Raw genomic sequence first — 12,854 nt, 5'->3', positions numbered from 1 at the left:
TCTTGTTGAGCTGCTCTCGGCTTCAAAGCGCCGAAGCCAACGCCAATCGATGGGCGAACACCGGCACCGACAGGCGCTCGATGCGCGACTGCTGCTGCGCGCCGAACACGTCGCGCTCGTCGGGCGACGCGGAGATGTTGGGACGGTCGATGGTGAGCTTGATCGCGTTGCAGGTGTCGACGAAATAGGTGCCCACCACGCGCGAGGGATCGAGTTGCAACAGCTTGGCCACGTTGCCCTTGTGGAAGACGTTGGAGCGCAGCGCGGCGTCGTAGTCGGCGGCGGAGTTGAAGACGATGTCGAAGGTCAGGCGGTTGATGCCCGCGTCCTTGCTGCGAATGACCACCGCCATGTCCAGCAGGCGATGCTCGGCGTGCAGCGGCTCGCCAGGCGGCGCGTCGGCGATGAGCGATAGCGTGCGGTCGTCGATGCTGCCGGCATGGTCCTTGAGGCCGACATCGAAGTAACGCGCGCGGTCCGTGCCCTCCTTCACCCAGTTTGCGCCGTCGGCACGGAAGTAGGTGATGGGGAACATGTTGATGCGGATCACCTCTTCGTTTTGCAGCAGGTGATAGAGCGACCACTCGTAGGCATCGGGGGCATCGAGGCCGACGAGCGAGCCCGGCAGCGGCTCGGCCAGGCGCGTCACCGCTTTCACCTCGGCGGCATGCCGCTCGGCCAACTCGGTGCTGTCGCGCCCGATGGTGCGAACCAGCACGGCCGGATGCGCGGCATCGGCGTCGATGATGCGATACGTGGCCCTGGCCAGCACATCCGGAAACTGCGCTTCGATCAAGCCGATCACCGCGGCCTTGACCTTCCCGTAGTTGGCGAAGAAGACAGGGTCGCGCGTGCCGCTGGGCACGATGGCGCCGAAACTGCCATCGGGCCGCGCGAAGCTCACCAGATTCGGCGAGAGCGGATAGGCGATGTTGCCCGCCGTGGCCTTGCGCCCCGGATAACCGTAGTGGATGAGGTAGTGCGTGAGCAGGCTGGCCAAAGCGGCGGCGTCTTCCTGCGTGGCGGCGGTAGTCTCGATGATGATGCCCAGCTCGCGCTCGCCGTCTTGCACCGGCGCAACCTGCACGCCGTTGCGTCCGTACACCAGCACCTCGGGTGGCAGCGCGGCCACGTCGGCCGGGTCGATGTGCAGCAGCGAGACCTTGCGCGCGCCCAGGCGTCGTGCGCCTTCGAGCTTGATGCTCAGCGGCCAGGGCTTGCCGGCATGCACGAACGCGCTCTTGCGAATGCCTGCAGTGCGCGCGTCGCGCGCGAAGAACTCGGTGTGCTCCATCACCAGCACGCCCTCCGGATAGAACTGCAACTGCGGATGGCTTTCTTCGTACAGCGAATGCGAAGCGATCGAATACGGCGTGCAGCGGCGGTCGGGGTTGGGTGCGATGAACAGCGCGGAGCCGTCGTCATGGATCTCGGCCACCAGGCAGTCCGAGGGCGAGCCCGGATCGCACGCCAGCGCGCCGCACTCCAGCACGTGACCCACGTGGTAGGCGATGCCGGGGTCGATGCCGCGGCGGACCATGTCGGCCGCGAACAGCGCGATGTCGCAGGCGCGTCCGGCAAACACGTACTGCGCGCCGTTTTCCAGTGCGCGGATGATGGGGTGGATGCCCATCTGCCCGACGATGGTGCTTTCGCGCAGCGCCTCTTCGCTCAGTTCAGGGCCCACGCCGGTCGGCAGCAACGCGCCGGCGCGCAACTCGCGCACCACCACCTCGGGATCGAGGTCGGAGTGGATCACCGCGACCTTCGCGTCGCTCACGCCCTGCTCGGCGAAGACTTCCTTCGCCACTTCGAGCATCCATTCCAGGTTGCGGCGGCCACCGGCCATGCCGCAGCTGCCCAGGATGACCGGCGCGCCGGTCTGGCGGGCCGCTTCGACCATGAGCGTGAAGTCGGCCTTGACCGCCTCGCGCTCGAAATATTCCTGGCCGGTGCCCAGGTAATAGGGCCCGGCGTCCATGGAGCCGGCATCGGACACGATGGCGTCCACCCTGCCCTTGATTGCCGCTTGCAGCGACGCTCCCGGAAATCCGTAGCCCAGTGCGCCACAGGCGGACACCACGCGATAAGTCAGCTCGGCCATGCCGTTTGCTCCAGTCTGTTGGATGCGGCGAACATGCCGCTTGGTTGAGGGGTGGAGGGACTGTCGCAGTTGCGGCTCCGCCAAACAAATATTGCTTTGGTATCCAGCTATAAGCTGAGCCGATAGCTCTTGCTTCCGGGGCAACGCAGCAGCCGCGCGAACGCGAATGCGCGACGAGCCGTTCAGCGGTGCCCTAAGCCTCTTCGCTTTCCACCGGCGCCATGCCCGCCTGCGCCTTGCGTTGCTGCACGCCCTGCGCGAAGGGCGCGAGCAGCGCGCGAACCGCTTCGCCCGCGCTGCTCAACGACGCATCGGTGGCCCACATCGCGCAGGCCGTCTGGTAGATCGGCGGATCGATCGGCGTGGCGACCAGCGCGTCCTGCCACGGCGTGCCGGTGAATTCGCCCAAGGGCACGATGGTCGCACCCAAGCCCGAGAGCACGGCCGACAGCATGCTCGGCAGCACGTTGGCTTCGGCCGCGACATTCGGCGTGATGCCGCTGCGCGCGAAGTGGCTGTCGATGAGCGCGCGGGTGGCGTTGCCCTGCCCCGGCAGCATCAGCGGATGGCCCGCCAGATGGCGCAACTGCACGCTCTTGCGGTGACCGCGCAGGGGCTGGCGGTCCACCAGGAAGAGTCGCTGCCGAAACAGCGGCTCGCGCGCCAAGCCCGCCGGGGCATCCTGCTCGTCGAACAGGATTGCCAAGTCCAGCGAATGCGCCAGCAGGCGCGCCTTGAGCGTGGCGCTGTCCTCGGTCACGAAACTCAGCGCCACCTTGGGCAGCCGGGTCTTGCACCAGGCCATGAAGTCGCCTGCGAGGAACGATGCCAGCGTGGACGCCATGCCCAGGCTCACCGGGCCGGCGACCTCGCCTTCGCTGAAGCGCACCAGTTCGGGCAGGCGCTCCACGCGGCGCAGGATCTGCGTGGCTTCGCGGTAGAGCACTTCACCGGCCTGCGTGGGTCGCACGCCGCGCGCGCTGCGATGCAAGAGCGTGACGCCCAGTTCGCTCTCGAGTTCGGCCATCTGCTGGCTGAGCGCCGGCTGCGCCACGAAGGCCGTGGTCGCCGCGCGCGAAAAGCTTCCGGCGTCGACGATCTTCACGAAGTAGTGCAGGTGGCGTAGCTTGATGGAGCGGCTCCTCGCGAATGGATCGGGATATTTTCAGCGAGTTCGGGAAAAGCTCCGGGGTTTGCGCGGGGGCGATGCATCGGGCAAGCGAAGCCAGTCTTCGCGTGACTGTTCATCCGGGGCATCCTCGCACCACCCCGCAGTTTGACCACCCCCACCCCGGCGCCCATACTTCGCGCCATCCCTGATTGCCCTGGACGTGAACGCAGCACCCGTCAAACACAGGCTCACGGCGATCCTCGCCGCCGATGCCGTCGGTTTCTCGCGCCTGATGGCAGCGGACGACGACGCGACGGTGATCGCGCTGGACGCGGCGCGCGGCGTGTTCCGCCAGCAGGTCGAAGCGCAGCAGGGCCGCGTGATCGACATGGCCGGTGACTCGGTGCTCGCCGTCTTCGACACCGCCACCGGCGCCGTGACCGCCGCGCTCGCGATCCAGCAGAACCTGGACGCACAGGGTGGCGCCGTTGCGCCCGAGCGGCGCATGCGCTTTCGCATCGGCGTGCACCTGGGCGACCTGGTCGAGAAAGAGGACGGCACGGTGTACGGCGACGGTGTCAACGTCGCGGCGCGCCTGCAGGCATTGGCCGATCCGGGTGGCATCACCGTCTCGGACGCGGTGCGCGGCGTCGTCATTGGGCGGATCGACGCGGTCTTTGCCGACCGGGGCGAGCAGCGCCTCAAGAACATCGCCGCACCGATCCACGCCTTCGCCATCGAAACCGCTGGCGGCATCAGGAGCATCCCGGCTGCGCCCTTTCAGCCGCCCGAGGCGCACACACTGGCGCGGCGCCCCGCGGGCCTGTTCGTCGGGCGCCGGCGCGAAATGGCGCAGCTGGACAAGGCGCTCGCCGCTGCGCGCGCCGGCCGCGGTGAGGTTGTGCTGCTGGCCGGCTCGGGCGGCATGGGCAAGACGCGCCTGGCGCAGGAGATGGCCGCACGTGCCGCGCGCGATGGCGTGCCAGTGCTGTGGGGGCGTTGCCTCGAGGAGCCCGGCGCGCCGCCCTATTGGCCCTGGCGCCAGCTGGTGCGCGCCTACCTGCGCGCAAGCGGCGACCCGGACCCGGCGCGCACCTTCGGCGCGGGTCTGCCCGACATCGCCGGCATCATTCCCGAACTGGGCGAGGCCTTTTCCACTGCAACCTCGCCGCAGCCACCGGAGCTCGACACCGCGCAGTCGCGCTTTCGCCTGTTCGACGCCGTCGCCGGATTCTGGCGGCGTGCCGCGCAGCGGGTGCCGCTGGTGCTGATCTTCGAGGACCTGCACTGGGCCGACGCCACGTCGCTGCGGCTGTTCGCCTTCCTGGCGGCGGAACTGGAAGACAGTGCCCTGCTGGTGATCGGCAGCTATCGCGACACCGAGCTGTCGCGCCAGCATCCCCTGTTCGAAACCCTCGCCGAACTCGGGCGCCTGCCGGTGTTCAGCCGGATCGAACTGTCCGGACTGAGCGAGCGCGAGACCGGGGAATTCATCGACGCGGCCAGCGGCGGCAACGCGAGCGCGCGCCTGGCGAACGCGATTCACGCCCGCACCGAAGGCCATCCGCTCTTTCTCGAAGAGACCTTGCGCTTCATGCTGGACACGGGTGGCGGTCCGCAGCCGCTGGAGGCGCACGAGGACGATTTGCGGCTGCTGCAAAAGATTCCCGCCGGGGTGCGCGAGGTCATCGGCAAGCGGCTCAACCGCCTGTCGGAGTCTGCGTTGCGCGTGCTCTCGATCGCCTCGTGCATCGGGCGCAGCTTCGAACTGGACCTGCTCGCGCAGATCGAATCGGGCAAGTCCGAGGACGAGGTGCTGGGCGCGCTGGAGGAAGCGATGGCCGTGCAGCTGGTCGAGCAGGTGCCGCAGAGCCAGCAATTCCGCTTCAGCCATGCCCTGGTGCGCGAATGCATCTACGACGAGATGCTGGGCCTGCGCCGTGCGCGGCTGCACCTGCGCATCGGCGAGTTGCTGGAGCAGCGCTTTGGCACCGAAGACCCCACCGTGCTGCCGCAGCTGGCCTATCACTTCAGCGAGGCCGGACCCGGCGCGGCGCAGAAGGCACTCGCCTGTGCCACGCAATCCGCCGGGCGCGCGGCCCAGGTGCTGGCCTTCGAGGAAGCGGCGCGGCTGTACCAGCTCGCGCTTCATCTACAGCAACAGCACTTCGCCGGCGATGTGGGCGGTCGCTGCGGCCTGCTGCTCAGCCTGGGCGAAGTCCAGTCTCCATTGGGTGCCACCGAGCGCACCAAGACGCTCTTCCAGGAGGCGGCGCAGCTGGCGCGCAAGGAAGGACTGGTGCTGCAGTTCGCGCGCGCCGCCCTGGGTTACGAGAAGAACAATGCGGCCGGGGGACGCTCGGGCGCGCCGGCCGTGGTCCTGCTGCTGGAGGCGATCACGCTGCACCGCGACGACGATGCCTTGCGCGTCGAGCTTCTGGCTCGCCTGTGCCGGGCCTACGTCTACTGCGACCTCGCCGACGAGGCCAGGGAGGCCCACCGCAATGCCGTCATGCTGGCGCGGCGCATTGGCGACATGAGCGCCCTGCGGGTGGCACTGTCGGCGATCGGATCGGCCGTCTACTGGCCCGAAATGCTGCGCGAACGCCTGGCCGCAGCGAACGAGGCGTGGGGCATCGCGGGCGACCACGAGCAGCCGCTCTTCGTGGCCGAGCTGCTGCCTTACTACCTGATCGACCTGATCCGCGTGGGCGACGTGCCGACGCTGCGGCGCCTGCGCGAAGAGGGCCTGCGCCTGACCGAGCGCACGGGCTGGGTGCACTACCGTGCCATCTGCAACTGCGTCGAGGGCGTGGTGGCCATCAACGAAGGACGCTTCGCCGACGCCGAGCGCTGGGCCACGCAGGCACTGGCCCTGGGACGGCGCGTCGCCGAAGAGCAGGCGATGGGCGTCTATGGCACACAGATGTTCTGCCTGCGGCGCGAGCAGGGGCGCCTGCGCGAGACGCTGCCGCTGCTGCAACACTTCGTGCGCACCACGCCCCAGGCGCAGACCTGGATCCCGGGGCTGACCCTGCTGTACGCCGAACTGGACATGCGCGCCGAATGCGAGGCGCAGTACGAGAGCCTGCCCTGGAACCGCCTGCAGGCACCGCGCGACGCCAGCACGATGACGGTGATCATGTTCACTGCCGAGGTGTGCGTCTACCTGGGCGACGCCGCGCGCGCCGCGCTGCTGTACCCCCTGCTGAAGGGACATGCCGGCGCCAACCTGCTGGCCGACTCGGGCGGGCCCTGCCTGGGTTCGGCCGATCGCCTGCTGGGCAGCCTGGCCGGCGTGATGCGGCAGTGGGTGGTGGCGCAACGCCACTTCGAGGCAGCGCTGACGATGGACGAGAAGACCGGTGCGCGCGTGTGGCTGGCACACAGCCGCTACGCCTATGCCGCGATGCTGCACCGGCGCGCACTGGCTGGCGATCACGAACTGGCCAGCACGCTGCTGGCGGCCGCCGGCGAGGAGGCTGCCGCGCTCGGCATGAACGCCCTGGTGCCGCGCATCGCCGCGCTGGCCGGGGTGTTGTCGGCACCGGCACCGGCCTTGCCTTGCGGGCTGACCGAGCGCGAAGTCGGCGTGCTGCGCCTGATGGCCATGGGGCGCAACAACCGCGACATCGGCCAGGTGCTGGCCATCAGCCCGAACACCGTGGCCAACCACGTGCGCAGCATCCTGGAGAAGACCTACACCTCCAACCGGACCGAAGCCGCCGCCTTTGCACGGCGCGAGGGCCTGCTGAAAGAGTAGGTCCGCTCCAACGCTACTGCGGCCTGATGTTCTGGTTCACCCGGAAGAAGTTGTCCGGGTCGTACTGGCGCTTGACCTGGACCAGCCGCGCGTAGTTGTCGCGGTAGGAGGCACGCACGCGCTCCTCGCCTTCGTCCATCATCATGTTCACGTAGGCGCCACCGGCCGAATAAGGATGCAATGCATCGAAGTAGTCCTTGGTCCAGGCGGTGATGGCTTCGCGCTCCTGCGGATCGGGACTCACGCCGACGATCACCTCGGCCCACTTGGCCTCGCGGTAGGCAAAGGGCGTGTCGGCCGACTTGACGCGGTGCGCCGCACCGTCTATCGGGTAGAGGTGCATGGTCGATTGCCCGGTGGGAAGTTTGGCGGCAAAGCGCTCGTGCTCGGCGATGGCGGCGTCCGGCAGTTCATTGACGAAGTCGGCACGCCAGTACCACTGGTGGCCCGGCGGATACAGGCCGTCGAAGGCGCCCTGCAGCGCCGGGAAGGGCATCGGCTGCACGCCGTGCATGAGGGGCGGGCCGAATTCCTGCACCGGCTTGAACACGGCGTCGGCATCTTTCTCGTTGCCGGTGTAGCACCACACCACGCCGCAGACCTTGCGACCATGCAGCGCTTCAGGAAACGGCGGGGCCGGCGGCACCGTCAGGAAGGCAAAGAAACCGTTGAGCTCGTGCGGCGCGTTAACGATGAAATCGCGATACCAGCGCATGACTTCGCCGGCTTGTTCGAGCGGCCAGAAGGTCGGCCCGGCCACCACCGTCGACACGGGATGCAGCCTGAACAGGAAGGACGTCACCACGCCGAAATTCCCGCCGCCGCCGCGCAGCGCCCAGAACAGGTCGGGGTTCTCTTCGGCGCTCGCGCTGACCATGCGGCCGTCGGCCAGCACCACGTCAGCCTGCAGCAGGTTGTCCACCGCAAGGCCGTATTGGCGTGTGAGATGGCCGATGCCGCCGCCGAGCGTCAGGCCGCCCACGCCGGTGCTGCTGATGATGCCGCAGGGCGTGGCCATGCCGAAGGCGTGGGTCGCGTGGTCCACGTCGGCCCAGGTGCAGCCACCTTCCACACGCACGGTGCGCGCCTTCGCGTCGATGCGGATGCCGCGCAGCCCCGACAGGTCGATCACCAACCCGTCGTCGCAGGTGCCGAGCCCGCCGCCGTTGTGGCCGCCGCCACGCACGGCCAGCAGCATCGCGTGCTCGCGCGCGAAATCGACGCAGCGCATGACGTCGGCGACGTCGCGCACTTGCGCGATGAGGGCCGGTCGCCGGTCGATCATCGCGTTGTAGACCTGTCGCACTGCGTCGTAGTCGGCATCGCCGGGCGCGACGATGCGGCCACGCAGCGCTGCGGAAAGTTGAACAATGGATTCGGTGCTCGGCATGGTGGTTCTCCGGTAAGGTGGTGCGTCCGGTTGAACGCAATTCCACGCTTTCCGTTGTAGGCGTCACCCCGAGCCGGGGGAATAGTCAGTTCTAACCAGCGGCCAGCATCAGCTCAGGCTGGAACTTCGAGACTTCGATGATCACGTCGGCGGGCACGTTGGCCCGGCGCGCCGCTTCGCGGATCGCTTCCGGATTGGTGGCTTCGTAAAGGCAGTAGGACTTGCGCTTGTCTGCGCTGAGGAAGGAGAAGAGCCAGTTCACTCCCTCCTCGCCATTGATCTTCGAGATGGCGGTGACACCATCGACGTTGAGTTCGAGCTGCTCCGCGAAGTTGCGCTCGATGAGGTAAAGCGGCATGAAGGGCCTCCAGAGGCCAAAGGCCAAGGCGAATCCACAGTAGCGCAACGCGGTGCGCTTGGCAATTTACCGTTGGCACTGCGCGGCGTTTGCCGAAAGGAATAGCTTCGGAGCCGTCAGCGCGCAGCGGCATCGCCCAGCAGGAACGCCACGGCACCGCGCCACCATGCATCGTCAACCTGCCGGATCCAGTCGTTGTGGCCGGCGGCCCGCAGCACTTCCAGCCGCTTCGGATCATGCAGCGATTCATGCAGCGCCGTGCCGAAGCGGGCGGGAACGACACGGTCACTCTCGGCGACCACCACCATCACGGGCCGGCCGATGGACGCGAGGTTCGCGGCGCTGTCATACCGGTCGCGCAGCAGCCAACTTACAGGCAACCACGGATAGTGATAGTCCGCCACGTTTTCAAGCCGGTCCCACGGCGTGATGAGCATCAGCGCCGTGACCTGCTCACGCTGCCGCGCGACCGCCGCGGCCGCCACGCCGGCGCCCAGCGATTCGCCGACGACCAGCAAGGGCGCGCCGTGCATTCGATGGGCCATTGCGATGGTCTGCGCAGCGTCATCGACCAAGCTCGATTCGCCCACCGCACCATCACGCGGTCCGTAGGCCGGGTATTCGGCGAGGATCACGCGCAGCCCCAGACGTCCCAATGCCGAAGCGTAATAACCGCGATGCCCAGCATGGCCCGCGTTGCCGTGGAACACGATGGCTGTGCCGCGCGCCGCGCCCGACGGCTCCGCCACCAGCCCACGAAACGCACCCCCAGCCGGCCACGCCACGAGTCCGGGCGATTGCATCTCGGCGACTTGCGCCTTGGCGGGGTAGTAGAGCAGGCGGTCCTGGATCATGGCGGGCGCAGCAGCCAGCGCCAAGGCGCAGCAAGTGGCGAGCACGATCATGACCGAGGCGGGTTTCATCATCAATGTTCCTTGTGGAAGAAGGCCTCATGAGCGCAGCACAGCCGCCACGCCATACAGGAGCAGCGCCACCACGACCACCGCAGCGAAGCCGATGTGGATCGACAGCAATGTAGCCAGCACCGCCGCCGTGACCGATGCGCAGCCGTTGATGCCCCAGGCCCACGGAATGAGCCGCGCATCGACCGCCTCCACGCGCGCCAGGCCCAGCGGAAAGGGCATGCCCATGAAGAACGCCATCGGCGCGATGAGGCCCGCCGAGATCAGGATGCGCACCGCATCGGGCAAACCCATCGCGTGCTGGAAAAGCCAGGGCAGCACCCACAGGCACAACGCCGCCGACACGGCGATGGCCCCCATCACCGCCGCCACCGGAAACCCCTTTCCCAGTCGACCCGATACATGGCTGCCCATGCCCGCGAACAGCAGGAACGCGAACAACACGACGGCGACCGCATACAGCGGGTGGCTCAGGAACAAGACGAACTTCTGGATGAACGCAATCTCGATGAACATGAAGCCAAAGCCGATCGCCAGGAAGTAACCCAGCACGCGCCCGCGCGACCCGGTGCCCGGCAGGTTCTCGCCACGCCTGGCGGCCGAGCGCGCCACCCATGCCAGCGGCAGGCCGATCAACACCAGGCTCGCAACCATTGCCTGCACCAGCGTGGCCACGAGCACCGGATAGCCCCATTCGAGCAGCGGCAGTCCACCTTGCCCTTTCAGCGACAACAGTTCCGGCAGCGAACGCCATTTGAAGAAGTGGAAGAAGTGCGGCTTGTCGTCGGTGGCCGGTTCGATGTGGAACTTGTAGCGCTGCATGAATTCCTGGCGCTGCGCGCCGAGCAGCGCTTGCGCACCATCGAACAGGTCCGGGCCTTGCACCACGTTGAAGCGATTCGCCTCAAGGCGTTGCATGCCGGGGTAGAAGTCCACGTCAAAGGAGCGGGCCACGCAGAAGGCCTTGATGGCAGCGATGTCCGCGCTGTCGAACGCGCCGTTCTTGATGAGGAGCGTGCTGGTCTTCCAGCTGCGTATCAAGGCGAGCCGCGAGCCGGCATCGGCGATGCCCGATTGCTCCAGCGCGACGACCGCAGCCGCAAAGAGTTTGAGCGCATCGCGCGGCGGCAGTGTGACCCAGCGCGTGATCGCCAGCAGGCCGCCGGGCTGCAGGTGGCGCAGGTTTTCCTGCAACGCCTCGACCGTGTAGAGGTAGTTCTCGGCGAGCGCGTACAGGCCCGCTGAAGACGCACTGAAGGAATCGAGCAGCGCCACCTGGATGAGGTCGTAGCGTTGCGTGCTGGCCGCCACGAAGCCGCGCGCCTCGGCCACGTGCACTTGCGCCATGGGCCCGTAGACGCCGCCCGCTGCATGCGCGAACCCGACCTGCACCAGGTCGACCACCTGCGGGTTCAACTCCACCGCGTCGATGCGGCTCGCGCCATGAAAGTGCGCCTGCAGCACGTCCGTGCCGGCACCGGCGCCCAGCACCAGCACGCGCGGCTGGCGCAACAGGTGGTAGGGCAGCGCGGAACTGATCTGGTCCAGATGCGCCAGGCTTTCGCGTCGCCCGTCGTAGTGGGTCAGTGCGTTGAGCCCTTCGCCATCGGTGAACACGCCCCATTGCGGCGGTGGCTCGGTCGATGCGGTGAGGCTCAGGCCCGGTGCGTGTCGCAACGGAATGCGCGGGCTCTCGACCACGCTCACCAGCCCCAGCGGGCTCGAACGCTGAGCCACCACCCGCGCACCCGGAATGCGCAGCGTCTGCGACAGTTCCTTGTAGGGCGACATGATCGGCGTCACCCACGATGCCGGCAACAGCAACAGCAGACTGCCCAGCACGATCATCGCCAGTGCCGGCCAGCGTGGCCGCCCGCCGCATTCGAACCACCCGATCGCCGCCGCAACGCACCCCAATGCACCGATCAGCTTCAGGGCATCGTCGGGCGGCAGCACGAACAGCAAGGCCACGACGCCCAGGCTTCCCGCGCCGGCCCCGAGGATGTCGACGCTGTAGATGCGCGACAACTGGCCACGAAAGCGCGACAGCGCCATGCACACGCAGGCGCCGGCACACAGGAAGGGCAGCAAGAGCAGCAGGTAGACGGCCAGCAGGTACGCCGGCTGGCGCGGGTCCCACAGAAGCTCCAGCGGATTGAAGGGCACGCGCTGGGCCAATGCAAAGCAGCCGATCGCCGTGACCCCGAAGGCCGCCGCGCCCGCGCAGAACAGCGGCGCGAAGTGCGCCTGCACCGTGCGGTGCGCCAGCGTCAGCAACGCGCCGCTGGCGCCCCAGCCGAGCAGCGCGAGGCTGATGATCATGTAGGCGAAGTGGTGCCACAGGATGATCGAGAACAGCCGCATCAGCAGGATCTCGTAGGCCAGGGCGGCGGCCGAGACCAGGGCCACGGCGATCAGCGGCGCGGAGGACATCGTCGCTCCGCGCTTCAACGCTTGCCGGTCAGCGGGACGAAGGTCACCGGCAGGATCTGCCGCGTCGACACCGTTCCATCGGTGTTCTTCTCGATGAGCATCAGTTGCTGGACCATGAAGGCCGCGCCCACCGGAATCACCATCCGGCCGCCGGGCTTGAGCTGGCGGATGAGCGGCGGCGGGATGTGGCTCGCCGCCGCGGTGACGAGGATGGCGTCATAGGGCGCATGTTCCTCCCAGCCGTGGTAGCCGTCGCCCAGGCGCACCTGCACGTTGCCGTAGCCCAGGTTGCGAAGGCGTTGCGTGGCCTGCAGCCCCAGCGGCTCGACGATCTCGATGGAGTAGACCGCGCGGGCCAGCCGCGCCATCACCGCCGCCTGGTAACCCGAGCCGGTGCCGACCTCCAGCACCTTGTGCTCCGGCTGCGCCTGGGCCAGGTCCGTCATGAGGGCCACGATGTAGGGCTGCGAGATGGTCTGTCCATGGCCGATCGGCAAGGGCCGGTTCGCGTAGGCCTGGGCGACCTGGTCGGCGGGCACGAACTCGTGCCGCGGCACCTCGTCCATGGTGGCCATGACGCGCGCGTCGAAGGCGGGCTTGCCGACGTCGGCGTGGGTCTGGCGGGCCATCGCGCCGATCTCCTGCGTCATCCGGCGGCGCTCGGATGCGAAGTCCTGGCTGCCCGCGGCAACGACTCCTGTGCATGCCAGGAAAAGCGCCGCCGCCATCGCACGGACCGTGGGCGTGATCATCGTTGGGCGATGATGGCCGA

At 67.9% G+C, this 12,854-nt stretch carries 8 protein-coding genes; 1 reads left to right on the top strand and 7 read right to left on the bottom strand.

What is annotated here, in order from left to right; genetic code table 11:
- Positions 1-22 precede the first annotated feature (22 nt).
- Both QTI66_RS24945 and QTI66_RS24940 read right to left on the bottom strand, forming a co-directional pair.
- Positions 23-2,104, bottom strand: coding sequence for a DUF4387 family protein (locus tag QTI66_RS24945; RefSeq protein ID WP_286562743.1), 2,082 nt, complete (start codon positions 2,102-2,104; stop codon positions 23-25).
- Positions 2,105-2,297: 193 nt separating this feature from the next.
- Positions 2,298-3,221 carry a LysR substrate-binding domain-containing protein gene (locus tag QTI66_RS24940; RefSeq protein ID WP_286562947.1) on the bottom strand — a complete coding sequence of 308 codons (924 nt, stop codon included), beginning with the start codon at positions 3,219-3,221 and terminating at the stop codon, positions 2,298-2,300.
- A 214-nt stretch (positions 3,222-3,435) separates the two neighbouring features.
- Between QTI66_RS24940 and QTI66_RS24935 the strand changes: the two genes are divergently transcribed.
- On the top strand, positions 3,436-6,978 hold the full coding sequence (locus tag QTI66_RS24935; RefSeq protein ID WP_286562741.1) for a helix-turn-helix transcriptional regulator: 3,543 nt from the start codon (positions 3,436-3,438) through the stop codon (positions 6,976-6,978).
- A gap of 13 nt (positions 6,979-6,991) precedes the next feature.
- Here QTI66_RS24935 and QTI66_RS24930 read toward each other — a convergent pair whose 3' ends face one another.
- From QTI66_RS24930 to QTI66_RS24910, 5 genes are all read right to left on the bottom strand, one after another.
- The gene (locus tag QTI66_RS24930) at positions 6,992-8,368 is read right to left on the bottom strand and encodes an FAD-binding oxidoreductase (protein WP_286562740.1); all 1,377 of its coding nucleotides are present in this window, start codon (positions 8,366-8,368) and stop codon (positions 6,992-6,994) included.
- Positions 8,369-8,459: 91 nt separating this feature from the next.
- Positions 8,460-8,726, bottom strand: a complete 267-nt coding sequence (locus tag QTI66_RS24925; RefSeq protein WP_286562739.1) for a DUF4242 domain-containing protein — start codon at positions 8,724-8,726, stop codon at positions 8,460-8,462.
- Between the two features lie 116 nt (positions 8,727-8,842).
- Positions 8,843-9,649 (bottom strand): alpha/beta hydrolase, encoded by an 807-nt coding sequence (locus QTI66_RS24920; RefSeq protein WP_286562946.1) that lies wholly within the window; start codon positions 9,647-9,649, stop codon positions 8,843-8,845.
- Between the two features lie 27 nt (positions 9,650-9,676).
- A complete protein-coding gene (locus QTI66_RS24915) occupies positions 9,677-12,082 on the bottom strand; it encodes a spermine/spermidine synthase domain-containing protein (RefSeq protein WP_286562738.1) in 2,406 nt (801 codons plus the stop codon).
- Positions 12,083-12,096: 14 nt separating this feature from the next.
- Positions 12,097-12,810 (bottom strand): protein-L-isoaspartate(D-aspartate) O-methyltransferase, encoded by a 714-nt coding sequence (locus tag QTI66_RS24910; protein ID WP_353506221.1) that lies wholly within the window; start codon positions 12,808-12,810, stop codon positions 12,097-12,099.
- Positions 12,811-12,854: the final 44 nt, after the last annotated feature.

Source organism: Variovorax brevis (assembly GCF_030317105.1).
GTDB classification, from domain to species: Bacteria; Pseudomonadota; Gammaproteobacteria; order Burkholderiales; family Burkholderiaceae_C; genus Variovorax; species Variovorax brevis.
The sequence above is the reverse complement of the archived record's forward strand: the minus strand, read 5'-3'. Positions and strand labels throughout refer to the sequence as shown.